This window comes from Pleomorphomonas sp. JP5 (genome assembly GCF_023721815.1).
In the GTDB taxonomy this organism is placed as follows: domain Bacteria; phylum Pseudomonadota; class Alphaproteobacteria; order Rhizobiales; family Pleomorphomonadaceae; genus Pleomorphomonas.
This window is the reverse complement of record NZ_JAMDLI010000004.1, coordinates 96,620-123,075: the sequence shown is the minus strand read 5'-3', so window position 1 is coordinate 123,075 and position 26,456 is coordinate 96,620. Positions and strand designations below refer to the sequence as shown.

The following is a 26,456-nucleotide window of genomic DNA, read 5'->3' as shown; positions in this document are numbered from 1 at the left end:
ATTTGGTCTGATTTTTGGATTTATTCCAAAAAGTAAGCACGCCTTTGCGACAGGCCTCGCGGCCGGCTGTCGATCCGGCCGGCACGGTGTGGTCGGTCACCGCTCAACCTGCCTCGTCGTCGTCGAGGTTGAGGAAGCCGCCGGTCTGGCGGCTCCAGAGGCCGGCGTAGAGACCGCCCTGGGCGACGAGGTCGGCGTGGCTGCCCATTTCGACGATGCGGCCGCGCTCCATCACCACCAGCCGGTCCATGCGGGCGATGGTGGAGAGGCGGTGGGCGATGGCGATCACCGTCTTGCCCTCCATCAATACGCCGAGGTTTTCCTGGATGGCCGCCTCGACGTCGGAATCGAGCGCCGACGTCGCCTCGTCGAGGACGAGGATCGGCGCGTTCTTCAGGAGCACGCGGGCGATGGCGATGCGCTGGCGCTGGCCGCCGCTGAGCTTGACGCCCCGCTCGCCGACGAAGGCGTCGTAGCCGGTGCGCCCCTTGTTGTCGACGAGGTCGGGAATGAAGGCGTCGGCGTGGGCCATGCGGGCGGCGGCCAGCATCTCGTCTTCGCTGGCGTCGGGGCGGCCGTATCTGATGTTGTCGCGGATCGAGCGGTGGAGGAGCGAGGTATCCTGCGTCACGACGCCGATGGCCGCGCGCAACGAGTTCTGCGTGACGGACGCGATGTCCTGCCCGTCGATGCGTATGGTGCCATTCTCGAGGTCGTAGAGGCGCAGCAGCAGGCTGACCAGCGTCGACTTGCCGGCGCCGGAACGGCCGACGAGGCCGATGCGTTCGCCCGGCGCGATGGAGAGCGTCAGGTCGTCGATGGCCAGCCGGCCGGAGCCGTAGCCGAAGCTGACGCGATCGATCTCGATGCCGCCGCCGCTGACGGCGAGCGGGCGGGCGTCGGGGCGGTCGGTGATGAGCTGCGGCCGCGACAGCGAGCGGACCGTGTCGTCGAGCGTGCCGACGCTTTCGAACAGGTCGGACAGGCTCATGGTGGCCATGCGCGACAGCTGCTGGATCTGCATGGTCATGGCGATCACCGAGGCGATGTCGCCCGGCGTGGCGAGGCCGTGGCTCCAGAGCCGGATGCCGATGAGGCCGCTCGACGCGAGCAGCAGGCCGTTCAGGAGGGTGAGCAGGGTGGAAAGGCCGGTCAAGAGCCGCATCTGCTTGCCGGTGGCGGTGATGCCGCTTTCCAGCGCCTCGCGCACATAGGCGTCCTCGCGCGTCGAGGCAGTGAACAGGCGCACCGTCATGTAGTTGGAGTAGCCATCGACGAGGCGGCCGGAGAAGATGGACGCGGTGTCGGCCACCTCGCGGGCGGCGGCGCGGCTCCTTGGCACATAGTTATAGACCAGAATGGCGTAGGCGATCGTCCAGACGATGAGCGGGGCGGCGAACAGCGGATGCTTGACCAGCAGGTAGCCGATGACGCCGACCATGTAGAGGACCACGAACAGCAGCTGGTCGGCGAACAGGCGCAGCAGCGAGCGGATCGCCTGTCCGGTCTGCGTCACCTTGGTGGCGATGCGGCCGACGAAGTCGTTCTGGAAGAAGGAGATGTCGGCGCGGGCGACGAACTCGTGCGTCCGCCAGCGGACCAGCGTTCCGACATTGCGTGACAGCACCTGATTGCGGACGAGCTGGGCCAGGAAGGCGACCACCGGCCGGGCGGCGAGCAGCAGCAGCATGAAGAACAGCACGATGCGCCAGTCGATGACGCGGGCGCCGTTCCTGTCGGCCTCCGTGACCGCGTCGATCAGCCAGCCGACGCTGACGGGGAGCGTCACCTCGATCAGCGACAGGAGCAGCGTCAGTCCGGCCATTGCCGCCAGCGGCCAGCCGGTTTCTCCGAGGAAGAAGCGCAGGATGCGCCATTTCGTGGTGGGTGGCGTCAGCGGGTGCCGGCCCGACGTCGGCTTGAAGGGGTCGATCCGGTTCTCGAACCAGGCGAACAGGCGGGCGGCGGGCGATCGGTCGGGCGACATGCCCCGAGTGTGGCCGTATCGCGAGACGGCGCAAGGGAGAAACGTCGCCATCCCGATATATTTCTCGTGATGGGAGAGGGCCTGCTTGGCGGTCGGGGAGGCCGACCGATATCCTCACCTGTCACTGCCATCCTGAGCGTCGGACCGCGAAAGCACCATCAGGTCGGCGCGAAGTTGATCGGGGTTCGACAACCCCGTTTCGATCTCGGCGTGGACGGTCTTCCAGATCGGCACGGCTTCGATGAGAACCGCGCGCCCGGCCGGGGTCAGGCGCAGCAGGCGGGCGCGCTTGTCCGTAGGATCGGCTTCCGTCTCGATGAAGCCGCGTCGTTCCAGCGGCTTCAGGTTGGCGGTGAGCGTCGTCCGGTCCATGGCGAGCAACTCCGCCACGCTGCCGACCTTCGGCGGCTGCGGCCGGTTGAGCGACATCAGCAAAGAGAACTGGCCGCTGGTGATGCCGGCAGGCTTCAGCGCCACGTCGAAGCGGCGTGCCAGCGCCCGCGCCGCCCGCTGCGCATGCAGGCACAGGCAGGTGTCGCGCACCAGAATCGTCGTATGGAAGCTGGGATTGACAGGCGTTTGCATTTGGATGGTTGACTCGGTCATTCTTTTACGTTGATATCAACGTATATGAGGAGGCGTCAATCGATATCGGCCTCCGTCAGGCGTTGGTGGACGGGCGGGAGCATAGGTTCGCTTGGCATACTTCGCGCTCGCCAGCACAGATCCAGCAAATCTGCGTGCAGCTTTCCGTCTTTGAGCGATAGAGGAGGAGACCCATGAAGATCGTGACCAGCCTGAGTTTCCAGGGGCAATGCCGCGAAGCCTTCGAGTTCTATGCCAAGGTACTCGGCGGCAAGATCACCGCTGCCTTTCCCTATGGCGACGGCCCCACCGACATGCCGATCACCGACGAGAAGTACAAGACCTGGCTTATGCACTGCTGGCTCGAGGTTGGCGATCAGGCGCTGATGGGCGCCGACATGGACGTGCAGTGGGCCAAGAACATCGACAAGCCCAAGAACGGCTTCGACGTGACCCTGCACACCGATGACAAGGCCGAGGGGCGGCGCTGGTTCGACGCGTTTTCCGAGGGCGGCGCGGTGGTGATGCCGTTCGCGGAGACCTTCTGGTCGCCCGGTTTCGGGGCGCTGGTCGACAAGTTCGGCATACCCTGGATGGTCAACGTCATTCCGTCGTCCGACGACAAACGGCAGGGCTGATCCCAGCCAAACCACGCAAGTCCGGGGCGAAGGCCATGAACCAACATTATCGCTGGGTGATTGTCGCGGCGGGTGGCCTTTTGGGCTGCGTCGCCATCGGCGCGATGTTTTCGCTACCCGTCTTCTTGCAGCCGATGGCGAAGGAGACCGGCTGGTCCGTCACAGGCATATCGACGGCCATGACCATCGGTTTCCTCGCCATGGCGGTGGCCAGCATGATGTGGGGCGGCTTGTCCGACCGCTTCGGGCCGCGACCGGTGGTGCTGACGGGATCTCTGGGGCTGGCGGCGAGCCTGGCGCTCGCCAGCCGGGCAGGGTCGCTCATCGAGTTTCAGTTCACCTTCGGGCTGCTGGTCGGCGCGGCGACCGCCGCCGTGTTCGCCCCGATGATGGCCTGCGTGACCGGCTGGTTCGACACGCAGCGCGGCCTTGCCGTGTCGCTCGTCTCGGCCGGCATGGGCATGGCGCCGCTCACCATGGCGCCGTTTGCGGCATGGCTCGTCACCGGTCATGACTGGCGCGAGGCCATGCTGATCATTGCCGGCATTGCCGCGGCGTTGATGATCCCCGTCTCGCTCTTGGTGCGCCGGCCACCGGCGCTGGACGGCGCTCACTCCGAGATGATGGCGAACGAGCCGCAAGCGGGTATGACGGTGCGACAGGCGGTGTTGTCGCCTCAGTTCATTACGCTGATGCTGGCCAACTTCTTCTGCTGCGCCACGCACTCCGGGCCGATCTTCCACACGGTGAGCTATGCGGTGACCTGCGGTATCCCCATGATCGCCGCCGTGTCGATCTACAGTGTCGAGGGTTTCGCGGGCATGTTCGGTCGTATCGGCTTCGGCGTTGCCGGCGACCGGTTCGGCGCCAAGCGCGTGCTCGTGCTCGGCTTGCTGGCGCAGGCCTTCGGCGTTCTCTCCTACGCCTTCGTCGGCCAGCTCGGCGGCTTCTACGCCGTGGCGATGATCGTCGGCTTCATCTACGCCGGCACCATGCCGCTCTACGCGGTGATCATCCGCGAGAACTTTCCGCTTCGGATGATGGGCACCATCATGGGCGCAACGGCCATGGCCGGCAGCCTCGGCATGTCCACCGGCCCGCTGGTCGGAGGCATGATCTACGACCGGTTCGACGGCTATGCGCTGATGTACATCGGATCGTTCGGCATGGGGCTGGTCGCCACCTTGATTCTGATGACCTTCCGGCCGTTCCCAACCCGCCCCACGGCGCTGGCGCCGGCTTAAGTTGCTCATCCGCCCGGAAGCCTCGCGACTTCCGGGCGGATGGCTTTTTTCACGCCTCTACAGGTTCCGAAAAGTCTGCGACTTTTCGGGCGGGGATGCCGCTTTCGTCGACCAGGAAGCCACCGGTCTGGCGGTTCCACAGGCCGGCGTAGAGGCCGCCCTTGGCCACCAGTTCGGCGTGGCTGCCCATCTCGACGATGCGGCCGCCGTCCATCACCACCAGGCGATCCATGCGGGCGATGGTGGAGAGGCGGTGGGCGATGGCGATCACCGTCTTGCCTTCCATCAGCGCCCCCAGGCTCTCCTGGATCGCCGCCTCGACGTCCGAATCCAGCGCCGAGGTCGCCTCGTCGAGGACGAGGATCGGCGCGTTCTTCAGAAGCACGCGGGCGATGGCGACGCGCTGGCGCTGGCCACCGGAGAGCTTGACGCCGCGCTCGCCCACATGGGCATCGAAGCCGGCGCGGCCCCGGTTGTCGACGAGGTCGGGAATGAAGCCGTCGGCATGCGCCATGCGCGCCGCCGCCGCCATTTCCTCGTCCGTCGCCTCGGGCCGGCCGTACTTGATGTTGTCGCGGATCGACCGGTGCAGCAGGGACGTGTCCTGCGTCACCACGCCGATGGCCGCGCGCAGCGAGTTCTGCGTGACACCGGCGATGTCCTGCCCATCGATGCGGATGGTGCCGCTTTCGATGTCGTAGAGCCGCAGCAGCACGTTGACCAGCGTCGACTTGCCGGCGCCCGACGGGCCGACAAGGCCGATCTTCTCGCCCGGCGCGATGGTCAGGCTGACGCCGTCGAGCGCGCCCTTCGCCTTGCCATAGTGGAAGGCGACGCGGTCGAACTCGATGCCGCCGCCGGTGACGACGAGCGGCTTGGCGTCCTTGCGGTCGATCACCGTCTGCGGCTTGGAGATGGTGGTGATGCCATCCTGCACCGTTCCGATGTTCTCGAAGATGCCGGTCAGCTCCCACATGATCCAGCCGGACATGTTGATGATGCGCACCACCAGACCGCCGATCAGCGCGATGGCGCCGGTGGTGACGGCCCCTTGCGTGAACAGCCACACCGCCAGCACGCCGGTGATGGTCATCAGCAGGCTGTTGATGGTGGTCAGCGACATGGTCATGCCGGTGATCAGACGCTGCTGGGCGTAGAACACCGACGTGTGGTCTTCCAGCGCCTCGCGGGCGAAGTCGTCCTCACGCTCGGCGTGGGCGAACAGCTTCACCGTGTGAACGTTGGTGTAGCTGTCGACCACGCGGCCGGTGAGCAGCGAGCGCGCCTCCGACATTTCCTCCGACTTCCTGGCGATGCGCGGGATGAAGCGCCGGAGCACCATCAGGTAGGCGACGATCCAGATGACGAGCGGGATCGCGAGGCGAATGTCGGCCTCGATGAACAGCACCAGCGCCGACACCGTGTAGATCAGCACGAACCAGATGGCGTCCGCCGCCTGCGTGGTGGATTCGCGCAAGGACGGTCCGGTCTGGATGATCTTGTTGGCGACGCGGCCGGCGAAGTCGTTGTTGAAGAAGGCGATCGACTGGCGGAGCACGTAGCGGTGGTTCTGCCAGCGGATCAGGTTGGTGACGCCGGGCGCGATGGTCTGGTGGATCAGAAGATCGTGCAGGGTCTGGAACACCGGCCGAGCGATCAGGATCACCGCGCCCATGCCGAGGAATGTCCAGCCGTGGCGCGACAGCACCTCCGACGGCGGGGTGTTGGAGAGATAGTCGACGATGGCGCCGATGTAGCGGAAGATCGAGACCTCGATCAGCGCGACGAAGAAGCCCACCACCATGACGGCGGCGAAGCTCGGCCAGACCTGGCGGAGATAGTGCCAATAGAAGGGAACGAGGCGGTCGGGCGGCTGGCCGCCCGGCCCCTTGGCATAGGGGTCGATCAGACGTTCAAAAAAGGCAAACATGACAGCACCGAATGAAGGCGGTGAGCCGGCGACCGGATGGCCGCGGCTGAAAGCTGGAGGTTGAAATAGGAGCGAATGGGTTCGAGACGGCGCACGCCACGCGAGCGCGGTCTAAAACTGACCAAAAGGGTTCGGGCCGGAAAAAAAGTCGGCGCGACCGGGTCAGATTACGAGTTAGGAGCCACCATTCGACGCTCTCCTTGTGACTGGAGCCGGCGAACGGTAGCAGAAGGCGTTTTCAGTGCAACCGTTCACACGCAGGCGCGCTAAGACGATTCAACAAGGGTGGCGGAAATGCCACTCTCCATCATGTCCATCGATCGAAATCCATCGGAAACGTTGATGATTGACCTCGCTCTCTATCAGCCGGACATCGCCCAGAACACGGGAACCCTGATCCGGCTCGCCGCCTGCCTCGGCACGACGCTGCACGTCATCGGCCCGGCGGGCTTCGACATGTCGGACCGCCACCTCAAGCGGGCCGGCATGGACTACATCGAGCTGGCGACGGTGGTCCGGCACGTCGGCTGGACGGACTTCGAGGCCTTCGCAACGGCGGAGGGGCGGCGCCTGGTGCTGGCGACCACCAAGGGATCGGTTCCCTATGCCGACTTCGCCTTTCGCGATGGCGACATCGTGCTGATGGGGCGGGAGTCGGCGGGCGTTCCCGAGTCGGTGCACGAGCGGGCCGACGGACGGGTGGTCATTCCCATGCGACCGGACGCCCGGTCGATCAACATGGCGCTGTCGGCCGCCATGATCATGGGTGAAGCGCTGCGGCAGACCGCCGGTTTCCCGATGCTTCAGTGAGAGTGATCGTCGGCATCATCGAAATGCGTTGGACGGTGGCGCGGCTTTGTCGGAACTTCCGCCTATCGGATTTCGGAGAGACGACATGAAGCTGCTCATCGCCAACAAGGGGTATTCGTCCTGGTCGCACCGGGCCTGGCTGGTTCTCAGGCATTTCGGCATTCCCTTCGAGGAGATCGTGCAGCCGCTTTATGTCGACGGCTGGAAGGAGGCGATCCTGAAGCTGTCGCCGTCCGGCAAGGTTCCCTGCCTCATGGATGGCGACGTCACCGTCTGGGAAAGCCTCGCCATCATCGAGTATGTGGCCGAAAAGTTTCCCGATCGCGGCATCTGGCCGGCCGACGCGGCGGCGCGGGCCCATGCTCGGTCGGCGGCGGCCGAGATGCATGCCGGCTTCCAGAACCTCAGGCGCGATTATTGCTCCAACTGGCGGCGGACCTATCCCTGGAAGGTGCGCGGCGACGGATCGGCGCTGGAGGATGCCAAGCGCATCTTTGCCCTCTGGAAGGAGGCGCGGCAGCGCTTCGGCCGGAGCGGACCGTTCCTTTACGGCGCGTTCTCGGCGGCGGACGCCATGTACGCGCCAGTGGTCAGCCGCTTCATCACCTACTCCTGGCCGGTCGATGCGGAAATCGCGGCCTACATTGAGGCGATCCGGACGTTGCCGGCCTATGCCGAGTGGGCCGAGGCCGGTCGGGCCGAGCCCTGGACCATCGCCCAATACGAGTACGACGAATAGCCGAGGCTGACGGGCCGGAACCCCTTCGGGCGTGCCGCGTTTATGCGGTATATTCAGTCAGGAGGCTTCCATCATGATCAAGGCCGTTACCGCGACCATTCTTTCCGCCGTCATTGCGGTCACGTCCGTCGTCCCCGCCGGGGCGACGTCGATCTTCATCGGTGGCTATTCGGCCCCCATCGAGACGGTCCAGTATCGCGACCGGCGGCACTGGGATCGCCCGGGCTATTGGCATGGTCATCGCGGCTATCGTCACCACCGCCCGGGCTATCGCCGCCATAGCGATGGCTGGTGGTATCCGCTGGCCGCTTTTGGCCTGGGCTCGGCGATCATCGGCGGCATCGCCCGGCCGAGGCTCGGCCCGTCGATGCCGGTGAACCACGTGCGCTGGTGCCAGGGGCGCTATCGCTCCTACGATCCCCGGACCAACACCTTCCAGCCCTATCACGGCCCGCGTCGGATCTGCGTGTCGCCCTATTATCGCTGATAAGTGAACGGCGGGAGGCGGCGGCGAAGCCGTCGTTTCGCATCTGCGCTTGGCAAGAACGGGTGAAAGCGCCTAAATCACGCTCCGTCAAAATCCGGAGTTCGTTCATGCCGACCAGCGCCGCCTCTCTCGCTTCGACCGAGCTGCCGCCCGACATCGAGGGCAAGAAGGCGCTTGCCACCGACTGGTTCGCCGATCTTCGCGACCGCATCTGCGCGGTCTTCGAGGAGATCGAGGACGAGGGCGCTCCGGCTGCGGGCATGGAGCCCGGCCGCTTCGTGCGGACGCCCTGGCAGCGCACCGACCACAGTGGCGCCCCCGGTGGCGGTGGCGCCATGAGCATGATGCGCGGCGCCGTGTTCGAGAAGGTGGGCGTGCACGTCTCGACCGTGCATGGCGAGTTCGCGCCCGAGTTCCGGGCGCAGATGCCGGGCGCCGAGGAAGATCCGCGCTTCTGGGCCAGCGGCATTTCGCTGATCGCCCACATGCAGAACCCGCACGTGCCGGCCGTTCACATGAACACGCGCATGGTGGTGACGACCCGCCAGTGGTTCGGCGGCGGCGCCGACCTGACGCCGACCCTTGACGCCCGCCGCGCCCAGGAGGACCCCGATACCATCGCCTTTCACTCGGCGATGCGGTCGGCTTGCGCCGCGCACCAGCATATCGACTATGCCGACTACAAGGCATGGTGCGACGAGTATTTCTACCTCAAGCATCGCGGCGAGGCGCGCGGCGTTGGCGGCATCTTCTACGACTACCTGCATTCGGACGCCGGCTGGGCGGCCGATTTCGCCTTCACCCGCGACCTGGGCCTTGCCTTCCTCGACATCTTCCCCCGCCTCGTCCGCTCCAACATGCGCACGCCCTGGACCGCGGCGGAGCGCGAGGAACAGCTGGTCCGGCGCGGCCGCTACGTCGAGTTCAACCTTCTCTACGATCGCGGCACCGTGTTCGGCCTGAAGACCGGCGGCAACGTCGCCAGCATCCTGTCGTCCATGCCGCCGCTCGCCAAGTGGCCCTGATGTCTGAGGTTGGCGCCTACCAAGGCGTTTCTCCGTCGGGCTCCAAGAAGCGGCCGGACACGGCGTCCTTGCCGAGCAATGCATATCTGACCGGCAATCTCGCGCCTTCCTCGGGCGTCATGAAGCCGGTTTGGCCGGTGAGGTCGGTCCTGACGTAACCGGGGCTAACCGAGTTGACGACGATGGCCGTGTCGCGCAGTTCCTCGGCGAGCTGGACTGTGAGCATGTTGAGAGCCGCTTTCGAAGCGTTGTAGCCGATGAGGCGCGCGGAGTAATAGGGCGAGGTCGGGTCGCCGTTGACGGCCAGCGAGCCGAGCGAACTCGACAGGTTGACGATCCGTCCCGCCGACGACCGGCGCAATAAAGGCAGCATGGCCTGCGTCACCGCCAGGGTGCCGATGAAGTTGGTCGCCATGATCCGCCGCACCGCCTCGGGCGAGGCCGAGCTCGGTGGGCCGTCTTCGGAACCGACGATGCCGGCATTGTTGACGAGAATGTCGAGGCGGCCATGACGGGCCCGGATGGTTTCGGCTGCCGCCAGGATGCTGTCGCCGTCGTCGAGGTCGATCCTGATCGCCTCGACCTCACATCCCCGAGCGGCAAGGTCGTCGGTCGCCGCCCGTCCCCGCTGCGGATCGCGGGTGCCGATGATGACGGAGACGCCGGCCTCGGCGAGTTGGCGGGCGATCTCCAACCCGATGCCCTTGTTGGCGCCGGTGACGAGGGCAATGCGCATATCGGTCATGACTGCATCCTTCTGGTCTCAGGTTTGCTATCTTGAGAATATGAAGGATCGTTCAGTTTGGGGATTCGCTTTTGCCGACCAATCCGCCGCCCCATCTGTCGCCCCGGAAAAGGCCGCGTCAGGCCCGCGCGGCGGTGACGCTCGACGCCATCTTCGAGGCGACCATTCAGGTTTTGGTCAGTGACGGGCCCCGACGCCTGACGACGACACGGGTGGCCGAGCGCACCGGCGTCTCCGTCGGCACCATGTACCAGTACTTCCCGCACAAGCAGGCGCTGTTCTATGCGCTCAACGAGCGCTACCTCGACATCGTTGCCGAGAGGGTGGAGGACGCCTGCCGAGCGCAGCAGGGCGCCGAGGTCGCGGCGATGGTCGAGGCGCTGGTGACGGCCTATTGGCAGGTCAAGACGGAGCGGGCCGAGGTGACTCGGGCGCTCTACAAGTCGGTGGTCGAACTCGACAACGAGCCGCTGATCGAGGCCTTCGCCCGCCGCGTCGATGCCGCGACTAGCACCATGCTCGCCAGCGCGTCCGACGCCGATTTCGCCGATCTGCCAACCGTGGTGCTGACGCTGCTTACCAGCATCTTCGGTACGGTTCGCAGCGTGTTCGAGCGCAATCTTCCTATTGAGGAAGCCGATGCCGTGCTGCGGCACCTCGTTCTGATGTGCAACGCCTATATCCGGACGGTCAAGCTGCCAGCCGAGTGTGTGACGGCATAGGTGCGCCGGCAAGCTCATCTTTCCGCGCGCGATGTCGCCTGATTCTAGGCGGATGGGACCCTCGTTTGCGTATGTACCGATTCATAAAATCGGTTCATACTTGTTTATGCGTGTTGTTGTTCTTGTTTGTGCACGATACAAGGCCAGCATGACTGATGAGTTTCCGCTTGCACGTCGCGATCTGATCGCTGCCCGCCTCGCCGAGGGGCAGTCGGTGGCGTCCGTGCAATTGGCCGCCGAGTTCGGCGTGTCCGAGGATGCCATCCGGCGCGATCTGAGGGCGCTGGCCGCCGAAGGGCTGTGCCGGCGCGTCTATGGTGGCGCGTTGCCGCTGGCCGTCAGGCCACTGTCGGCGCGGCTTGGCGAAGGGGTCGAGGCCAAGCGGGCGCTGGCGGCGCGCGCGGCCGCCCTGGTCGGACGGGGCGATCTTGTCTTTCTTGATGCCGGCAGCACCCATGTCGCCCTGGTCGATGCCCTGCCGGAGGACTTCGGGTTGACGGTGGCTACCAACTCGGTGGATGTCGCCGCCGCCGTGATGGGGCGGCAGGACCTCGATCTCCTGATGATCGGTGGGGCGGTGGATGCCACCATCGGTGGGGCGGTCGATGCCGTCGCCGTCGAGGCGGTGACGCGCCTTGCCATCGACCTGTCCTTTGTCGGCGTCTGCGGCGTCTCGGCGGAGCAGGGCGTCGTCGCCCTCAATCACGCCGACGCCATCTTCAAGCGCGCGGTGATGGCGACGAGCCGGCGGAGGGTCGCGCTGGTCACCTCGGACAAGTTCGAGGCGCGCGCGCCTTACCGGATCGGGCCGGTGCGTGCCTTTTCGCAGCTTGTCGTCGAACAGGACGCCCCCGAGGCGCTTGTCGCCGACCTCAGGAAAGCCGGGGTCGAGGTTGTCTCGGCCGGCGATCCTTCATGAGTCCAGTTTTTCGTGCATCCGCCTGATCCGGGACATCTCACGGATCATCGGGCGAATGCCTAGGGAGCCAACATGATATCCGCAGATCGGCCGGCGACCCGGCTTGCAACGCGTATCGCCTTTCTGGTGGCCGGCTTCGGCGTGGCCTGCTGGGCGCCGCTCATTCCCTATGCCAAGGCCCGGCTCGCCGTCGATGACGGCGTGCTGGGGCTTCTTCTGCTCTGTCTCGGCATAGGCTCGGTGGTTGCCATGCTGATGACGGGCATGCTCAGCGCCCGCTATGGCAGCAAGCCGATCATCCTCGGCGGCGCCGTGGGCATGGCGGTGTTCCTGCCGCTTCTGGCGGTGGTGCCGACGCCGCTGACGCTCGGCCTGACGCTATTCCTGTTCGGCGGCTCGCTCGGCTCGCTCGACGTGGCCATGAACATCCACGCCGTCGAGGTGGAGAAGGCGGCCAAAAGGCCGCTGATGTCGGGCTTCCACGGTCTCTACAGCGTCGGCGGCTTCATCGGCTCGATGTTCGCCATCTTCCTGTTGTCGGTGCAGCTCGGGCCGTTGCCGACCATGCTGGTCGCCGCCGCCCTGATGCTGGTGGCGACGCTGGTCATCGCGCCGCGCCTCCTGACGGCCGCGAGGGCCGACGGTGGTCCGCTGTTCGCGGTGCCGCGCGGCTTCGTGCTGCTGCTCGCCATACTCACCGCCATCGTCTTCCTGGTGGAAGGGGCGGTGCTCGACTGGGGCGCGCTCTACCTGACCGGCGCCGGGCTGGTGGAGGCGGAGCAGGGCGGCATGGGCTACATGGTGTTTTCCATCGCCATGACGGTGATGCGGCTTGCCGGCGACGCGGTGGTCGGCCGGGTCGGAGACCGGGCGACGTTGCTTTGGGGCAGCGTGATCGGCATTACCGGTTTCGCGGTGGTGCTGCTGGCGCCGTTCGCCGCGCTCGCCATGGTCGGCTTCCTGCTGGTGGGCATCGGGCTCGCCAACATCGTGCCGATCCTGTTCCGCCGGGCCGGCAACCAGTCGGTGATGCCGGCCGGGCTCGCCGTCGCCGCCGTCACCACGGCCGGTTACGCCGGCGTGCTGCTGGGACCGGCGGGCATCGGCTTCGTCGCCAAGCTGACGAGTCTTCCTGCTTCGCTATGGATGCTGACGGGGTTGATGTTGCTGGTCACGCTGACCGCCGGTCGCGTGGCCGGATCGAAGCACTGAAGGAAACGCCCATGCGCCTTGCCCATGTCGCCCTGTGGACTCTCGACCTCGATGCCGCCGCCGCCTTCTGGAAGCGCTACTTCGATGCCGAAGTCGGCGAAGTTTACGAGAGCCGCAACCGGCCGGGCTTCCGGTCTCGCTTCGCGCGGCTGCCTGATGGCGGCGCCGTCGAACTGATGGCCGGGCCATGGGTCGAGCCGACCGCGGAGGTCGAGCGCACCGGATGGGACCACGTCGCCGTCACGTTGGGCAGCGCGGCCACCGTCGATGCGCTGGCCGCCCGCTGCAATGCGGATGGATGCCTCGTCTCCGGGCCGCGTTGGACCGGAGACGGCTTCTACGAGGCGGTGATCGCCGCGCCCGACGGCACGCGCGTGGAAATTACCGCCTGATAGGCTAGACCGGCGCCCAGACGACGTCCTCGATGGAGCGGGCGCCGCTCGCCAGCACGACGAGGCGCTCGAAGCCCAACGCGATGCCGGAGGCCTCGGGCATGTGGGCGAGGGCGGCGAGGAACTCCTCGTCGATCGGATAGCGCTCGCCGTAGATGCGCGCCTTGATGTCCATCTCCTCCTCGAAGCGCCGGCGCTGCTCGGTCGGGTCGGTCAGCTCGCCGAAGGCGTTGGCGAGCTCGACGCCGCAGGCATAGAGCTCGAAGCGCTCGGCAAGGCGCGGGTCGCGGGCAACGGGGCGGGAGAGGGCGGCCTCGCAGGCGGGATACTCGTAGAAGATGGTCGGCCGCTCGAAGCCGAGGTTCGGCTCGATGCTCTCGACGAGGATGCGCGAGTAGATGTCGGTCCAGCTGTCGTCGGCGACCACGCGATAGCCGCGCGCTTCCGCCTGTCGCGCGAGGCCGTCGCGGTCGGGCGCGCCAGGATCGTCGGTGAGCGTTGCGAGAAGATCGATGCCGGCATGGCGCTCGAAGGCCTCGGCGACGGTGAGCCTTTCGGGCTCGGCGAAGGGATCGGCCGTGCGTCCGCGCCAGACGAACCGGTCGCGGCCGAGCGTTTCGGCGGAAAGCCGCATCAGCGTCACGGCGTCGTCCATCAGCTGTTCGTAGGGCTCGTTCGCCCGGTACCATTCGAGCAGCGTGAACTCGGACGAATGCAGCGCGCCTTTCTCGCGGTTGCGGAAGACGCGGGCGAAATCGAAGATGCGCGTCTCGCCGGCCGCCAGCAGCTTCTTGGCGGTGAACTCGGGCGAGGTGTGGAGGTAGCGGGGCGCCCGGCCGCCGTCGAGACCGACCTTTTCGGTGGCGAAGGCGTGCAGGTGCGCTTCGTTGCCGGGCGAGACCTGCAGGGCCGGACATTCGACCTCGGTGAAGCCGGCGTCCTCGAACCAGGAGCGGATGGCGCGCTTGATCTTGCCGCGCGCGGCAAGGAACGGACGACGGGCAAGATGCCGTTCGACCGACCACCAGGGCGATTCTCCGGCCGTTTCGTACATTCCGCCTCTTCCTTTTCCGCTTCAAAAATGTCAGGAGAGACGCGAAGCACGCCCGGAGCCGCCGTTCCGAGGCCACGCCACCCTTTTGTCAGGATATCCGATACGTCATGGTCAAGGTCATCGCTAGCCAAATCCGCAAGGGCAACGTCGTCGAGCTGGATGACAAGCTCCACGTCGTCCTGCTGGCCGAAAGCTTCCATCCGGGCAAGGGTACGCCCACCACGCAGATCGACATGCGCCGCATCAACGACGGCGTGAAGGTGTCGGTGCGCTACAAGACCACCGAAATGGTCGAGCGCGCCCAGATCGACGAGCGTCCCTACACCTTCCTCTATGAGGAAGAGCATGGCTTCGCCTTCATGCAGATGGAGACCTACGAGCAGATCTCCGTGCCCAAGGACGTGGTCGGCGACCGCGCCGCCTTCCTGGCCGAGAACATGGAATGCCATATCGGCGTCTACAACGACGTGCCCGTGTCGATCGAGCTGCCGGCGCGCATGACGCTGGAAGTCACCGAGACCGAGCCGGCGGTCAAGGGCCAGACGGCCGCCTCGTCCTACAAGCCGGCGATCCTGTCGAACGGCGTGCGCACCATGGTGCCGCCCTTCGTCGCCGTTGGCACCCGCATCGTGGTGATGACCGAGGATGCCTCCTACGTCGAGCGCGCCAAGGACTGATCCTGCCGCAAGGCAGGCTCCATGAGGATTGCGACGCCCGGAAGTTCGTCTTCCGGGCGTTTTTTTGTTTCTGCGAGGGAACCGAAGCCACCTTTCATACGTCTTTGAAGCAGGCCATTCGGCCGCGATCCAACAAAGGGGCTTTCCATGTCCGCAAAATCCGTTCTCAGCATCGGCGTCGTCATTCTTTCGGTCGTCGCCTTCGGCGGCTGCGCCAACACCATCCGCGGGGTTGGCAAGGACGCGGCCAGCGCCGTCAATGCGACGCAGGATGCCGGCAACCGCGTCGGAAACGCCGCCGCCCGCTGATCGCCCTCGAAGCGGTCTGGCATGGGATGACATGGGCCGTTTGGCCTCCTCCCGTCCGCGAAGATGCTTTTCAGAGGCCTCGTCTGCCCGAAAGGGGTGGCGAGGCCTTTTGCTTATCAACCAAAGACCCGATCCGACCAGGGAGTGCGGTCATGGCCGAGCCTCGCGCCGGTGGCCCATGCGAGCGCCCCGGCGATGGGCGAAGGGCACTCAGAATGCCCGGATATCCGCCGTCGAGCGGTAGGATCCGATCCGCTGCATGGCGGTAGAACGACTTGTTAAGCCTAACGCTTCATAAATGTGGAGAGCTGCCTTCAGGCAGTGCGTTTCGCTCGGCTTTCGTTGACGCCCCATATGATCCCATGCTATCCCAAATCATCCCGGCAAGCAGGTGATCCGAGCCCGATGTCTCTCTCCATTCGAGAGTCGGGCGGTCAATCGAGGCGGGGATCGGCCGAGACGGAGGCTTGCAAAATGCAACGACCGTCATGGCCGCCGGTCGTGTCCGCGTCACGCGAGCCGCCAGGTCGGATTGCTTCGCAAGAGGCAGTGGTCCGGCGCCAAAAACAGGATGTCAGGCACCGCTCGCGGCGGGCTGCGGGGATCGATGAACGGCTTCGTATCGCGCGTCACCAACAGGATCGATCGGAAAGGGCGGGTCTCCATTCCCGCGCCGTTCCGTCAGGTTCTGGCGCGCGATGGCTTCGAAGGGCTCTACTGCTATCCGTCCATCGACATGGAAGCGGTGGATTGCGGCGGCAACCAACTCCTGGCGGAGATCGAGCGCAACCTTGCCCGCTATGCCCCGTTTTCCGAGGACCACGACCTCCTGTCGACGGCCTTTTACGGTTCGTCGGATCGGCTGACCATCGACAGCGAGGGACGCGTCGGCTTGACGCCGGCCCTTCTGGAAATCACCGGCATCACCACCGAGGTCACCTTCGTTGGCCAGGGGTACAAGTTTCAGATCTGGGAACCCACGCGTTTTGCCGCCTACGAGCTGACCGCGCGCGAACGGGCGAGGGCGCTTCGGCGTTCGTCGAGGCCTGTCCCGCAGCCGGAGGGCGGCGCATGAGCGAGCTCGTCGAGGCCGGCGCCGCGCCGCACGTTCCCGTTCTTCTTGCCGAAGTGCTCAAGGCGCTGTCGCCGCTCGATGGCGCCGTCGTGGTCGACGGCACCTTCGGCGCCGGTGGCTACAGTCGCGCCATCCTGGCGGCTGGCGCCGGTCGCGTCATCGCCATCGATCGGGATCCTACAGCCATCGAGGCGGGAGCCGCCGTCGTCGCGGCCAGCTCTGGCCGCCTTTCGCTGGTGCCCGGCACCTTCTCCGAGCTCGACAGGCTCGCCAACGAGGCGGGCGAAGCGTCGGTCGACGCTGTGGTGCTCGACATCGGCGTGTCCTCCATGCAGCTCGATCGTGCCGAGCGCGGCTTTTCCTTCCGTGCCGACGGCCCGCTCGACATGCGCATGAGCCTTTCCGGTCCTTCGGCGGCCGACGTGGTCAACACGCTCGACGTCAAGGAACTGGCGCGCCTGTTCTGGATCTACGGCGAGGAAAAGCAGTCGATGCGCATTGCCAGGGCGGTGGTGGCGCGTCGCGAGAGCCAGCCGTTCAGCCGCACGTCCGAGCTGGTGTCGGCCATCGAAAGCGTTCTGGGCGGCAAGCGCTTCGGCGAGATGCACCCGGCGACACGCGCCTTTCAGGCGCTCCGCATCCACGTCAATGGCGAACTCGATCAGCTGTCCGACGCCCTGGCCGCCGCCGAGCGCGTGTTGAAGCCGGGTGGTCGGCTTGTCGTCGTCACCTTCCATTCCCTTGAGGATCGCATCGTCAAGCGCTTCTTCGCCGATCGCTCGCGCGAGCGGGCCGGAGGGTCGCGCCATCAGCCGGAAGCGACCGTGCCGCCCGCCACCTTTCGCCTTGAGGGGCGTCAGCCGGTCGATGCCGGCGAGGCGGAGCTTTCGTCGAACCCACGCGCCCGCTCGGCCAAGCTCCGGTTCGGCATTCGCACCGAGGCGCCGCCCCGTCCGATCGATCGCGCCGCGCTCGGCGTGCCCAGTCTTGTGAGAGAACGGCCATGACTCGCTATATCAACGCGCTTCTGGTGTTCCTGATGGTGCTGTCGGCGGCCGCCGTCTACGACATGAAATACGAGGCGGAAATCGCCGCCGAGAACATCAAGCAAAAGCAGGCGGAGATCACCCAGGCGCGCGAGGACATCTCGCTGCTCAAGGCTGAATGGGCGCTGCTCACCCGCCCGGCCCGCATGCGCGACCTTGTGGAGCGGCATCAGGACATCCTGAACCTCACGCCGCTCTCCGCCAACCATATCGGCACGCTCGCCGACATTCCCGCCAAGCCAGTGGCGCCGCCGATCGAGGCGCCGATCGAGCGTTCGGCCGACGGTTCGGCGGTTCTGCCCCATATTCAAGACGATACGAGACGGGTACAATGAAGCTGCGGTTTGGTCCGTTCAGAAAGTCCGCCGAGCCGATGGCCGCCGCCCCCGGCCAGGAGTTTCGCGCATCCGCACCCCGCGGCGCGGGCGACACCATGCGTGGCCGGATCATCCTCGCCTCGGCGTGCTTCATTCTCGTCTACGGCGCCATCGTCGGTCGCCTCGTCCAGATGGGCGTCAGCCTGCCGCAGGAGTCGGTGACGCTGGGCAATGCCCAGGCGTCGGTGTCGGCCGCCCGTCCAGACATTCTCGACCGCAACGGCGAGATCCTCGCCACCGACATCAAGTTTGCCTCGCTCTATGCCGAGCCCCGCCGCATTGTCGATCCCGACGAGGCGACCGAGCAGCTTGCCACCGTCTTCCCCGATCTCGGCACCGACGCGGTGCGCCAGCGCCTCGCCTCCAAGCAGGGCTTCATCTGGCTGAAGCGAGAGATCACGCCGGCCCAGCAGGCGGCCGTTCATGCCCTGGGGCTTCCCGGCATCGGTTTCCTCACCGAGAACAAGCGCTTCTACCCGTCGGGCCGGACGGTCGCCTTCGTGACCGGTCACGTCAACATCGACAACCAGGGCATCGCCGGCATCGAGAAGTATATCGACGATCAGTGGCTCGGCGACCTGCAGAAGGCCGGCATGGCCACCAACCTCGAGCCGATCAAGCTGTCGATCGACCTGCGCGTGCAGCAGGTGCTGCATGACGAGATCACGGCGGCGATGCAGCGCTACACGGCCAAGTCCTCGGCGGCGGTGGTGCTCAACGTCAAGACCGGCGAAGTGCTCGGCATGACCTCGGCGCCCGACTACGACCCGATGAATCCGGCCGAGGCGCTCGACCCCAACAACATGAACCGCGCCTCGGCGGCGGTCTACGAGATGGGCTCGACCTTCAAGGTGTTCGCCACGGCGATGGCGCTCGATTCGGGCAAGGTGACGCTGAACGACACCTTCGACGCCACGAAGGGCCTGACCATCGGCGGCTTCACCATCCACGACTTTCACGGCAAGCACCGCGTGCTGACCGTGCCGGAGATCTTCATCTACTCGTCCAACGTCGGCACCGGCCGGGAGGCGCTGAAGGTCGGCTCGCAGGGGCAGCAGGAGTTTCTCAGGCGAATCGGCCTGATGGACAAGGTGCCGACGGAGCTGCCCGAGGTCGCCCGGCCGATCCTGCCCCGGCGTTGGTCGGACCTCGTCACCGTTACCGTCTCCTTCGGTCACGGTATTTCCGTGTCGCCACTCGCCACGGCCATGGCGGCGAGCGCGGTGATGAACGGCGGCATACTTATTCCGCCAACCTTCTTTCCGCGCAGCCAGGAGCAGGCCCGCCTGATCGGCAAGCGCGTGCTGAAGCAGTCGACCTCGGACCAGATGCGCTACCTGATGCGCCTCAACGTGCTGGCGCCGGGTGGTTCTGGAAAATCGGCCAACATCCCCGGCTATCGCATCGGCGGCAAAACCGGCACCGCCGAAAAGGTCGAGAACGGCCGTTATTCCAGCAACAAGCGCTTCAACGCCTTTGTCGCCACCTTCCCGATCGACGACCCGCAGTATCTCGTGCTGGTGGTTCTCGACGAACCGAATGCGGAGCGGCCCGGCTTGCCGGCCACCGCAGGCATGAACGCTGGCCCGACGGCCGGCAACATCATCGGCCGTATCGCCCCGATGCTGAATGTCGAGCCGCGCTTCGACGATGTCGACGTGCCGTTGATGGCAGCTTACTGAGAAAACTGTCCCTCGCGGGCGGCGAGGCGAAGGACGGTGTGAAAAGAGTGAGTTGTCCTCATTTAGATCGCAAATCGAGGACAGTGTGCGGCGTCCCGCGATCAAATAATGGACGATCATATGAAACTCGCCGAACTTGCGCCCGATATCCTCACGCTCGATCCGGCCCTTCGCCGCGTATCGATCACCGGCGTTACCGCCGACAGCCGCGAGGTGGTGCCCGGTTCGCTGTTCGTGGCGCTGCCCGGCACTCGTGCCAAGGGCACCGATTTCATTCCCCAGGCCATCGAAAAGGGGGCGGCGGTGGTGCTCGCCGACACCGAGGACGAGTTGCCGGCCGGCCTCACGGTGCCGGTCCTGCGCGACAACGATCCCGCACGGCGCTTCGCCCGCATGCTCGCGCGCTTCTATGGACCGCAGCCCAAGACCGTGGTGGCCGTGACCGGCACCAACGGCAAGACCTCGGTGGCCGCCTTCGTCCGTCAGATCTGGCTCGCCGCCGGCTATGAGGCGGCGTCGATCGGCACGGTCGGCGTGACCACCAAGGCGGGCAACGCCTACGGTAACATGACGACGCCCGACGCGGCGACGCTGCACCGGACGCTGCACGACCTTGCCGCCGACGGCGTCGACCATGTGGCGATGGAAGCCTCCTCGCACGGCCTCATCCAGCGTCGGCTCGACGGTGTCGAGGTGGCGGCCGGCGCCTTTACCAACCTGTCGCGCGACCATCTCGACTACCATGGCTCCATGGAGGCCTACATGGCCGCCAAGATGCGACTGTTCGACACCATCCTGCATCCCGGCTCCGGCGCGGTGGTCAACCTCGACGACGTCTACGGCGAGGCCTTTGCCTCGGCGGCGCGCATCTCCGGCCTCGATCTCCAGACGGTTGGCGCTGCCGGAAGCCGTATTCGCATTCTCGACGTTGCCCGCGACGGTTGGGCGCAGATCGCCACCGTCGACATCGGCGACGGACCGCGCCCGGTTCGCATTCCGCTGGTCGGCGCCTTCCAGGTGTCGAACGCGCTGGTCGCCGCGGCGCTCGCCGCCGCCGACGGCTCGGTGTCGCTCTCCGATGCGCTCGACGCGCTCGACGGCATCAAAGGCGCCAAGGGGCGGCTTGAGCTGGTCGGTTACGCGCCGTCCGACGCGCCGGTCTTCGTCGACTTCGCCCACACGCCGGCTGCCCTCGAAGTGGCGTTGCAGACGTTGCGTCCCTTCACCTCCGGCCGCCTGATCGTCGCCTTCGGCGCCGGCGGCGACCGCGACAAGGGCAAGCGGCCGCAGATGGGCGAGGTCTGTTCCCGCCTTGCCGACGTTGCCATCGTCACGGACGACAACCCGCGCACCGAGGACGCGGCGACCATCCGCGCCGAAGTCATGGCCGGTTGCCCCGGTGGCGTGGAGATCGGCGACCGGGCGACGGCGGTGCGAGAGGGCATTGCCATGCTCGGCCCGGACGACGTGTTCCTGATTGCCGGCAAGGGTCACGAGACCGGCCAGATCATTGGCCGCGAGACGGTGCATTACTCCGACCACGAGGCGGTGCTGGCCACGCCCGGCGTGACGCCGGCCGACCGGTCGCTGTGGTCGCCGGACGAGTTCGTCAAGGCGCTCTGCGGAGAGGCCGAAGGCGAGGTGCCGCCGATCGACAGCATTTCCATCGACAGCCGCACCGTCGAGCGGGGTGGGGCCTTCTTCGCCATCGCCGGCGACCGCTTCGATGGCCACGATTTCGTCGAGGGTGCGCTTCGCAAGGGCGCGGCGGTGGCCGTGGTGTCGAGCGAAAAGCGCGGCGCGCTGCCGGCCGACATCGGCCCGCTGGTGGTGGTGGATGACGTGCTCGCCGGTCTCGGCCGGCTGGGCGTCCGGGCGCGCGAGCGCACCGCTGCCAAGGTGATCGCGGTGACGGGCTCCGTCGGCAAGACCTCGACCAAGGAAGCGCTTCGCGAGGCGCTGACGCCGTCCGGCTCGGTGCATGCCTCGGCCAAGTCCTTCAACAATCACTGGGGCGTGCCGCTGACGCTCGCCCGCATGCCATCCGGTTGTCGTTACGGCGTGTTCGAGATCGGCATGAACCACCCCGGCGAGATCACGCCGCTGGTCGGCATGGTGCGTCCGCATGTCACCATCGTCACCACGGTGGCGCCGGTTCATCTCGAGCATTTCAGCTCCGTCAAGGCGATCGCCGAGGCCAAGGCCGAGATCTTCTCCGGCCTTGAGCCGGGCGGTACCGCCATTCTCAACCGCGATGGAGAGTTCTCCTCGCTCCTGGCCGAGCGCGCCCGCGCTCATGGCGCCAAGGTGGTGTTCTTCGGAGAGCACGCCGATGCCGACGCGCGGCTCATCAAGTGTTCGCTGAACGAGAGCTGCACCGCCGTCACCGCCGACATCCTCGGCGAGACCGTGACTTACAAGCTCGGCGCGCCGGGGCGGCACATCGCCCAGAATTCGCTTGCCGTGCTGGCGGCGGTGAAGATCGTCGGTGGCGACCTCACCCGGGCGATGCTGGCGCTGCAGGCGCACCAGCAGCCAAAGGGACGCGGCAAGCGCCACGAGCTCCAGGTGTTCGGTGGCACGGCGCGACTGATCGACGAAAGCTACAACGCCAACCCCACCTCCATGCGGGCGGCGATCGAGGTGCTCGGCTCGGCCACGGTGGAAGGGCAGGGGCGCCGCGTCGCCGTGCTCGGCGACATGCTGGAACTCGGACCGGGCGCGGCGGATCTGCATGCGGGGCTTGCCGAGCCGCTCAAGGCCGCCAAGGTGGACACGGTGTTCTGCGCCGGGCCGCTGATGCACAACCTCTGGCAGGAGCTGCCGCGCGGCATGCGCGGCGCTTATGCCGAGACGTCGAAGGCGCTGACCGACACGCTTCTCGACGACGTCAGGGCCGGCGACGTGCTGATGATCAAGGGCTCTCTCGGCAGCGCCATGGGGCCGCTGGTGGAGGCCCTGATCGGCCGCTTCGGCAGCGAGGCGTCGGGCTGAGTTGTCACGCCCCGATGCGGGTAGGCAACGCGGGGAAGAGGGACTAATACGGGGCCGCGCCGCGAACCACCAGGGCAAGGATGCCCCGGATGCGGCGATGGAATGGAGAGCTGTAAAAAATGCTGGTCTACTTGGCCGATTGGGCGGGGCAGTTGTCGGTCCTGAACGTGTTTCGCTACATCACCTTCCGCACTGGCGCGGCGGTGATCACGGCGCTTCTGTTCGTGTTCCTGTTCGGCCCGGCCATCATTTCGTCGCTGCGTCTCCGCCAGGGCAAGGGCCAGCCGATCCGCGAGGACGGCCCGCAAACGCACCTCGCCAAGAAGGGCACGCCGACCATGGGCGGCCTGATGATTCTGTCGGGCATTCTGGTGGCGACGCTGCTCTGGGCCGATCTCGCCAGCCCCTATGTCTGGACGGTGCTGCTCGTCACCGTCGCCTTCGGCACCATCGGCTTCTATGACGACTACCTCAAGGTGACCAAGCAGTCGCACAAGGGGCTGTCGGGCCGCGCCCGCCTGATGCTCGAAGCGGTGATCGCCATGCTGGCCTGCCTCGTCATCATGTCGGCCGGGCAGGCCGCCGCCGTGCCCAGCGAGGAACATCTCGCCACGTCGCTGACCTTCCCCTTCGTCAAGACGCTGATGATCAATCTCTGGTACTTCTATGTGCCGTTCGGCGCCTTCGTGATCGTGTCGGCCGGCAACGCGGTGAACCTCACCGACGGCCTCGACGGCCTCGCCATCGTGCCGGTGATGATCGCGGCGGCGAGCTTCGCGCTGATCTCCTACCTCGCCGGCAACTACGTCTTCGCCAACTACCTGCAGATCCACTACGTGGTCGGCACCGGCGAGCTCGCCGTCATCTGTGGCGCGGTGATCGGCGCCGGCATCGGCTTCCTGTGGTTCAACGCGCCGCCCGCCGCCATCTTCATGGGCGACACCGGTTCGCTGGCCCTCGGCGGCCTGATCGGCACGGTGGCGGTGGCGGTGAAGCACGAGATCGTGCTGGCCATCGTCGGTGGCCTGTTCGTGCTGGAGGCGGTGTCGGTGATCATTCAGGTCGCCTCCTACAAGCTGACCGGCAAGCGCGTCTTCAAGATGGCGCCCATCCACCATCATTTCGAACAGCTCGGCTGGACCGAATCGCAGGTGGTGATCCGCTTCTGGATCATCGCCGTCGTCCTGGCGCTGATCGGTCTGTCATCCCTCAAGCTGCGCTGACGGAGGCCCCGGCGATGATCCCCATCACCTCGATGAAAGGCAAGCACGTCGCGGTTTTCGGCCTCGGCGGGTCCGGGCTGATCACCGCCGAGGCGCTGATGGCCGGCGGGGCGGAGGTCATCGCCTGGGACGACAACGAGGCGGCCCGCGCCGCTGCCCAGGAGCGCGACATCCCCGTCACCGACTGGCGGGGCAGCGAGTTCGGCGCCTATTCGGCGCTGGTGCTGGCGCCGGGCGTTCCGCTCACCCATCCCGAGCCGCACTGGACGGTGAAGATCGCCCGCGAGGCCGGCGTGGAGATCATCGGCGACATCTGCCTGTTCGCCCGCGAGCGGACCTTCCGCGCGCCGACGACGCCCTTCATCGCCATCACCGGCACCAACGGCAAGTCGACGACGACGGCTCTGGTCCATCATATCCTGAAGTCGGCCGGCAAGGACGTCGAGATCGGCGGCAACTTCGGTCCGGCCGTGCTCGGTCTCAGCGATTTCGCGCCCGACCGCTTCTATGTCATCGAGTGCTCGTCGTTCCAGATCGACCTCGCGCCGGGCATCGACGCCAGCATCGGCATCCAGCTCAACCTCACCGAGGACCACCTCGACCGCCATGGCTCGATCGAGGGCTACGCGGCGGTCAAGGAGAAGCTGGTGGATGGCGCCATGGTGGCGGTCGTCGGCGTCGACGATGCCTATAGCGCCGCCATGGCGACGCGGCGCGAGTCCAAGGGGCTCGAGACGATCCGCATCTCGACGCGTGGCGCGGTGGCGCAGGGCGTCTGGGCGGTGTCGGGCCGGATCATCGAACCGATGGGTCTTGCCCAGACGGTGGTCTACGACCTGCACGGCCACCCGATCCTGAAGGGCGTCCACAACGCCCAGAACGTGGCGGCGGCGGTGGCGGCGACGCGCCGGCTCGGCCTCGGGCTCGACCAGGTGCGCAAGGGCATCGAGACCTTCCCGGGTCTTGCCCACCGCATGGAGCCGATCGGCCGGTGCGGCTCGGTCATCCTCGTCAACGACAGCAAGGCGACCAATGCCGACGCGGCGGCCAAGGCGCTTGCCAGCTACGACAACATCTACTGGATCGCCGGCGGCAAGCCGAAGACCGGCGGCATCGCTCCGCTCAGCGGTTTCTTCCCGAAGATCGCCAAGGCCTATCTGATCGGCGTCGCGGCCGAGGAGTTCGCCGCCACCATCGACGGCGAGGCGCCGCACGCCATCGTCGAGACGCTCGACCGCGCGGTGTCCGAGGCGCTGACCGACGCGCTGGCCGCCACCGAGGCGTCCGGCGGCGAGGCGGTGGTGCTGTTGTCGCCGGCCTGCGCTTCCTACGATCAGTTCAAGAACTTCGAGGTGCGCGGCGACCACTTCCGCGAGCTCGTGCTGACCGACCCCCGCGTCACGCCGTTCCAGGAGAAAGCCTGATGGTTTCGCGTGCCGAACGCAATCCGGTGGCCGATTGGTGGTTCACCGTCGACAAGCTCCTGCTCATCGCCTTTCTGGCGCTGATCTTCGGCGGCATCGTGCTGTCGCTGGCGGCGAGCCCCGCCGTCGCCGAGCGCATCGGCATCGCCGACAGCTACTATTTCGTCAAGCGGCAGGCGATGTTCGCCTTCCCCGCCATCGTCACGCTGATCGGCGTTTCCTTCCTGAACCCCAAGCAGATCCGGCGGGCGGCGCTGGCAGGCTTCGTCGTCTGCGTCATGCTGCTGGTCCTGACGCTGCTGATCGGCCCGGAAGTGAAAGGGTCGCGCCGCTGGATCACCATCCTGGGCATGTCGGTGCAGCCGTCCGAGTTCATGAAGCCGATGTTCGCCGTCCTCGTCGGTTTCCTGCTCGCCGAGGGGCAGAAGCGGCCCGACCTGCCGGGGCGCAGCTTCTCGATGCTGCTGCTCGGCATCGTGGCGGCGCTGTTCGTGGCCCAGCCCGACTTCGGACAGACGATGCTGATCTGTCTCACCTGGGGCGGCCTGTTCTTCATCTCCGGCATGAGCTGGATGTGGATCGTGGCCTTTGCCGGCGCCGGCGCCACCGGCATCCTTTCCGCCTATACGCTGGTGCCGCACGTCCGCTCGCGCATCGAGCGCTTCATGAACCCCGAGGCTGGCGACACCTTCCAGGTGCAGACGGCGCAGGAGGCCTTCATCAATGGTGGCTGGTGGGGCCAGGGGCCGGGTGAGGGCACCTTCAAACGCATCCTGCCCGACAGCCACACCGACTTCGTGTTCGCCGTGCTGGGCGAGGAATTCGGCCTCGTGCTTTGCATGTGCCTGGCGCTGGTGTTCGCCTTCGTGGTGTTGCGCGGCATGAGCCACGCGATGAGGGAGAACGACGGCTACGTCCGCCTCGCCACCACCGGCCTCATCATGCTGTTCGGCTTGCAGTCCTGCATCAACATGGCCGTGAACCTGCATCTGATGCCCGCCAAGGGCATGACGCTTCCTTTCATTTCATACGGCGGTTCGTCGCTGGTGGCGGTGGCCCTTTCGATGGGCATGCTGCTGGCGCTCACCCGCAAGCGGCCCGACCAGACCCGGTTCGTGGCGCCGATCGAATTTTCGCCGTTGCCCGGCCGAGGCTGATCC

25 protein-coding genes and 1 pseudogene are annotated in these 26,456 nt (G+C 66.4%); 21 read left to right on the top strand and 5 right to left on the bottom strand.

Annotated elements, in window-relative coordinates; all coding sequences use genetic code 11:
• Positions 1-103 precede the first annotated feature (103 nt).
• Both M4J40_RS04820 and M4J40_RS04815 read right to left on the bottom strand, forming a co-directional pair.
• The gene (locus tag M4J40_RS04820) at positions 104-2,038 is read right to left on the bottom strand and encodes an ABC transporter ATP-binding protein (RefSeq protein ID WP_251752545.1); all 1,935 of its coding nucleotides are present in this window, start codon (positions 2,036-2,038) and stop codon (positions 104-106) included.
• A gap of 63 nt (positions 2,039-2,101) precedes the next feature.
• Positions 2,102-2,572 carry a MarR family winged helix-turn-helix transcriptional regulator gene (locus tag M4J40_RS04815; protein WP_251752544.1) on the bottom strand — a complete coding sequence of 157 codons (471 nt, stop codon included), beginning with the start codon at positions 2,570-2,572 and terminating at the stop codon, positions 2,102-2,104.
• 194 nt (positions 2,573-2,766) lie between these two features.
• Here M4J40_RS04815 and M4J40_RS04810 point away from each other — a divergent pair, with 194 nt between their 5' ends.
• Positions 2,767-3,210, top strand: a complete 444-nt coding sequence (locus M4J40_RS04810; protein ID WP_251752542.1) for a VOC family protein — start codon at positions 2,767-2,769, stop codon at positions 3,208-3,210.
• Between the two features lie 35 nt (positions 3,211-3,245).
• The gene (locus M4J40_RS04805; protein ID WP_251752541.1) at positions 3,246-4,454 is read left to right on the top strand and encodes an MFS transporter; all 1,209 of its coding nucleotides are present in this window, start codon (positions 3,246-3,248) and stop codon (positions 4,452-4,454) included.
• Positions 4,455-4,503: 49 nt separating this feature from the next.
• Here the strand turns inward: M4J40_RS04805 and M4J40_RS04800 are convergent, their stop codons facing one another.
• On the bottom strand, positions 4,504-6,384 hold the full coding sequence (locus M4J40_RS04800; RefSeq protein ID WP_251752539.1) for an ABC transporter ATP-binding protein: 1,881 nt from the start codon (positions 6,382-6,384) through the stop codon (positions 4,504-4,506).
• 342 nt (positions 6,385-6,726) lie between these two features.
• Here M4J40_RS04800 and M4J40_RS04795 point away from each other — a divergent pair, with 342 nt between their 5' ends.
• The 4 genes from M4J40_RS04795 (at position 6,727) to hemF (ending at position 9,445) form a co-directional block, all read left to right on the top strand.
• Complete coding sequence (locus tag M4J40_RS04795) at positions 6,727-7,194, top strand: tRNA (cytidine(34)-2'-O)-methyltransferase (protein WP_251752537.1); 468 nt, start codon at positions 6,727-6,729, stop codon at positions 7,192-7,194.
• 85 nt (positions 7,195-7,279) lie between these two features.
• A complete protein-coding gene (locus M4J40_RS04790) occupies positions 7,280-7,933 on the top strand; it encodes a glutathione S-transferase family protein (RefSeq protein WP_251752535.1) in 654 nt (217 codons plus the stop codon).
• A 73-nt stretch (positions 7,934-8,006) separates the two neighbouring features.
• The gene (locus tag M4J40_RS04785) at positions 8,007-8,420 is read left to right on the top strand and encodes a BA14K family protein (protein WP_311134068.1); all 414 of its coding nucleotides are present in this window, start codon (positions 8,007-8,009) and stop codon (positions 8,418-8,420) included.
• 107 nt (positions 8,421-8,527) lie between these two features.
• Positions 8,528-9,445, top strand: a complete 918-nt coding sequence (gene hemF / locus M4J40_RS04780; RefSeq protein WP_251752534.1) for an oxygen-dependent coproporphyrinogen oxidase — start codon at positions 8,528-8,530, stop codon at positions 9,443-9,445.
• A 16-nt stretch (positions 9,446-9,461) separates the two neighbouring features.
• Here the strand turns inward: hemF and M4J40_RS04775 are convergent, their stop codons facing one another.
• Positions 9,462-10,190, bottom strand: coding sequence for an SDR family oxidoreductase (locus M4J40_RS04775; protein WP_251752532.1), 729 nt, complete (start codon positions 10,188-10,190; stop codon positions 9,462-9,464).
• A 71-nt stretch (positions 10,191-10,261) separates the two neighbouring features.
• Between M4J40_RS04775 and M4J40_RS04770 the strand changes: the two genes are divergently transcribed.
• The 4 genes from M4J40_RS04770 (at position 10,262) to M4J40_RS04755 (ending at position 13,435) form a co-directional block, all read left to right on the top strand.
• Positions 10,262-10,912, top strand: coding sequence for a TetR/AcrR family transcriptional regulator (locus tag M4J40_RS04770; RefSeq protein ID WP_251752530.1), 651 nt, complete (start codon positions 10,262-10,264; stop codon positions 10,910-10,912).
• 148 nt (positions 10,913-11,060) lie between these two features.
• Positions 11,061-11,831: a DeoR/GlpR family DNA-binding transcription regulator gene (locus tag M4J40_RS04765; protein ID WP_251752528.1), complete on the top strand. Its 771-nt coding sequence runs from the start codon at positions 11,061-11,063 to the stop codon at positions 11,829-11,831.
• A 72-nt stretch (positions 11,832-11,903) separates the two neighbouring features.
• Complete coding sequence (locus tag M4J40_RS04760) at positions 11,904-13,043, top strand: MFS transporter (protein WP_251752527.1); 1,140 nt, start codon at positions 11,904-11,906, stop codon at positions 13,041-13,043.
• 11 nt (positions 13,044-13,054) lie between these two features.
• Entirely contained in the window at positions 13,055-13,435 is a 381-nt protein-coding gene (locus tag M4J40_RS04755) for a VOC family protein (protein WP_251752526.1), read from the top strand.
• A gap of 4 nt (positions 13,436-13,439) precedes the next feature.
• On the opposite strand, the gene epmA is transcribed toward M4J40_RS04755, so the two are convergent.
• Positions 13,440-14,489: an EF-P lysine aminoacylase EpmA gene (gene epmA, locus M4J40_RS04750; protein WP_251752525.1), complete on the bottom strand. Its 1,050-nt coding sequence runs from the start codon at positions 14,487-14,489 to the stop codon at positions 13,440-13,442.
• A gap of 107 nt (positions 14,490-14,596) precedes the next feature.
• Here epmA and efp point away from each other — a divergent pair, with 107 nt between their 5' ends.
• The 11 genes and pseudogenes from efp (at position 14,597) to M4J40_RS04695 (ending at position 26,453) form a co-directional block, all read left to right on the top strand.
• Complete coding sequence (efp, locus tag M4J40_RS04745) at positions 14,597-15,166, top strand: elongation factor P (RefSeq protein WP_251752524.1); 570 nt, start codon at positions 14,597-14,599, stop codon at positions 15,164-15,166.
• Positions 15,167-15,313: 147 nt separating this feature from the next.
• A complete protein-coding gene (locus M4J40_RS04740; RefSeq protein WP_251752523.1) occupies positions 15,314-15,475 on the top strand; it encodes an entericidin in 162 nt (53 codons plus the stop codon).
• Positions 15,476-16,082: 607 nt separating this feature from the next.
• Positions 16,083-16,550: a division/cell wall cluster transcriptional repressor MraZ gene (gene mraZ / locus M4J40_RS04735; protein WP_251752522.1), complete on the top strand. Its 468-nt coding sequence runs from the start codon at positions 16,083-16,085 to the stop codon at positions 16,548-16,550.
• Entirely contained in the window at positions 16,547-17,557 is a 1,011-nt protein-coding gene (gene rsmH, locus M4J40_RS04730; RefSeq protein WP_251752521.1) for a 16S rRNA (cytosine(1402)-N(4))-methyltransferase RsmH, read from the top strand. Before mraZ ends, rsmH begins: the two co-directional genes overlap by 4 nt.
• Positions 17,554-17,931: a hypothetical protein gene (locus M4J40_RS04725; RefSeq protein WP_251752519.1), complete on the top strand. Its 378-nt coding sequence runs from the start codon at positions 17,554-17,556 to the stop codon at positions 17,929-17,931. Before rsmH ends, M4J40_RS04725 begins: the two co-directional genes overlap by 4 nt.
• Entirely contained in the window at positions 17,928-19,655 is a 1,728-nt protein-coding gene (locus tag M4J40_RS04720; protein WP_251752517.1) for a penicillin-binding protein 2, read from the top strand. The genes M4J40_RS04725 and M4J40_RS04720 overlap by 4 nt, the downstream gene beginning before the upstream one ends.
• Before the next feature lie 108 nt (positions 19,656-19,763).
• Positions 19,764-21,197, top strand: a pseudogene (locus M4J40_RS22600) (UDP-N-acetylmuramoyl-L-alanyl-D-glutamate--2,6-diaminopimelate ligase); the annotation flags it as partial.
• Between the two features lie 24 nt (positions 21,198-21,221).
• A complete protein-coding gene (locus M4J40_RS22595) occupies positions 21,222-22,649 on the top strand; it encodes a UDP-N-acetylmuramoylalanyl-D-glutamyl-2,6-diaminopimelate--D-alanyl-D-alanine ligase (RefSeq protein WP_405030717.1) in 1,428 nt (475 codons plus the stop codon).
• A gap of 119 nt (positions 22,650-22,768) precedes the next feature.
• Entirely contained in the window at positions 22,769-23,872 is a 1,104-nt protein-coding gene (gene mraY, locus M4J40_RS04705) for a phospho-N-acetylmuramoyl-pentapeptide-transferase (protein WP_251752515.1), read from the top strand.
• 14 nt (positions 23,873-23,886) lie between these two features.
• On the top strand, positions 23,887-25,296 hold the full coding sequence (gene murD / locus M4J40_RS04700; protein ID WP_251752513.1) for a UDP-N-acetylmuramoyl-L-alanine--D-glutamate ligase: 1,410 nt from the start codon (positions 23,887-23,889) through the stop codon (positions 25,294-25,296).
• The gene (locus M4J40_RS04695; RefSeq protein ID WP_251752512.1) at positions 25,296-26,453 is read left to right on the top strand and encodes an FtsW/RodA/SpoVE family cell cycle protein; all 1,158 of its coding nucleotides are present in this window, start codon (positions 25,296-25,298) and stop codon (positions 26,451-26,453) included. Before murD ends, M4J40_RS04695 begins: the two co-directional genes overlap by 1 nt.
• Positions 26,454-26,456 lie beyond the last annotated feature (3 nt).

Excerpts from the sequence above, each read along its gene's own strand:
- M4J40_RS04755 (WP_251752526.1), top strand. The coding sequence starts at position 13,055 with ATGCGCCTTGCCCATGTCGCCCTGTGGACTCTCGACCTCGATGCCGCC.
- M4J40_RS04790 (WP_251752535.1), top strand. The coding sequence starts at position 7,280 with ATGAAGCTGCTCATCGCCAACAAGGGGTATTCGTCCTGGTCGCACCGG.
- M4J40_RS04820 (WP_251752545.1), bottom strand. The coding sequence starts at position 2,038 with ATGGCGACGTTTCTCCCTTGCGCCGTCTCGCGATACGGCCACACTCGG.
- M4J40_RS04765 (WP_251752528.1), top strand. The coding sequence starts at position 11,061 with ATGACTGATGAGTTTCCGCTTGCACGTCGCGATCTGATCGCTGCCCGC.
- M4J40_RS04725 (WP_251752519.1), top strand. The coding sequence starts at position 17,554 with ATGACTCGCTATATCAACGCGCTTCTGGTGTTCCTGATGGTGCTGTCG.
- M4J40_RS04720 (WP_251752517.1), top strand. The coding sequence starts at position 17,928 with ATGAAGCTGCGGTTTGGTCCGTTCAGAAAGTCCGCCGAGCCGATGGCC.
- M4J40_RS04695 (WP_251752512.1), top strand. The coding sequence starts at position 25,296 with ATGGTTTCGCGTGCCGAACGCAATCCGGTGGCCGATTGGTGGTTCACC.
- hemF (WP_251752534.1), top strand. The coding sequence starts at position 8,528 with ATGCCGACCAGCGCCGCCTCTCTCGCTTCGACCGAGCTGCCGCCCGAC.
- M4J40_RS04810 (WP_251752542.1), top strand. The coding sequence starts at position 2,767 with ATGAAGATCGTGACCAGCCTGAGTTTCCAGGGGCAATGCCGCGAAGCC.
- mraZ (WP_251752522.1), top strand. The coding sequence starts at position 16,083 with ATGAACGGCTTCGTATCGCGCGTCACCAACAGGATCGATCGGAAAGGG.
- M4J40_RS04775 (WP_251752532.1), bottom strand. The coding sequence starts at position 10,190 with ATGACCGATATGCGCATTGCCCTCGTCACCGGCGCCAACAAGGGCATC.
- mraY (WP_251752515.1), top strand. The coding sequence starts at position 22,769 with ATGCTGGTCTACTTGGCCGATTGGGCGGGGCAGTTGTCGGTCCTGAAC.
- M4J40_RS04785 (WP_311134068.1), top strand. The coding sequence starts at position 8,007 with ATGATCAAGGCCGTTACCGCGACCATTCTTTCCGCCGTCATTGCGGTC.
- rsmH (WP_251752521.1), top strand. The coding sequence starts at position 16,547 with ATGAGCGAGCTCGTCGAGGCCGGCGCCGCGCCGCACGTTCCCGTTCTT.
- murD (WP_251752513.1), top strand. The coding sequence starts at position 23,887 with ATGATCCCCATCACCTCGATGAAAGGCAAGCACGTCGCGGTTTTCGGC.
- M4J40_RS04800 (WP_251752539.1), bottom strand. The coding sequence starts at position 6,384 with ATGTTTGCCTTTTTTGAACGTCTGATCGACCCCTATGCCAAGGGGCCG.
- M4J40_RS04815 (WP_251752544.1), bottom strand. The coding sequence starts at position 2,572 with ATGCAAACGCCTGTCAATCCCAGCTTCCATACGACGATTCTGGTGCGC.
- efp (WP_251752524.1), top strand. The coding sequence starts at position 14,597 with ATGGTCAAGGTCATCGCTAGCCAAATCCGCAAGGGCAACGTCGTCGAG.
- M4J40_RS04760 (WP_251752527.1), top strand. The coding sequence starts at position 11,904 with ATGATATCCGCAGATCGGCCGGCGACCCGGCTTGCAACGCGTATCGCC.
- M4J40_RS04795 (WP_251752537.1), top strand. The coding sequence starts at position 6,727 with ATGATTGACCTCGCTCTCTATCAGCCGGACATCGCCCAGAACACGGGA.
- M4J40_RS04740 (WP_251752523.1), top strand. The coding sequence starts at position 15,314 with ATGTCCGCAAAATCCGTTCTCAGCATCGGCGTCGTCATTCTTTCGGTC.
- M4J40_RS04805 (WP_251752541.1), top strand. The coding sequence starts at position 3,246 with ATGAACCAACATTATCGCTGGGTGATTGTCGCGGCGGGTGGCCTTTTG.
- epmA (WP_251752525.1), bottom strand. The coding sequence starts at position 14,489 with ATGTACGAAACGGCCGGAGAATCGCCCTGGTGGTCGGTCGAACGGCAT.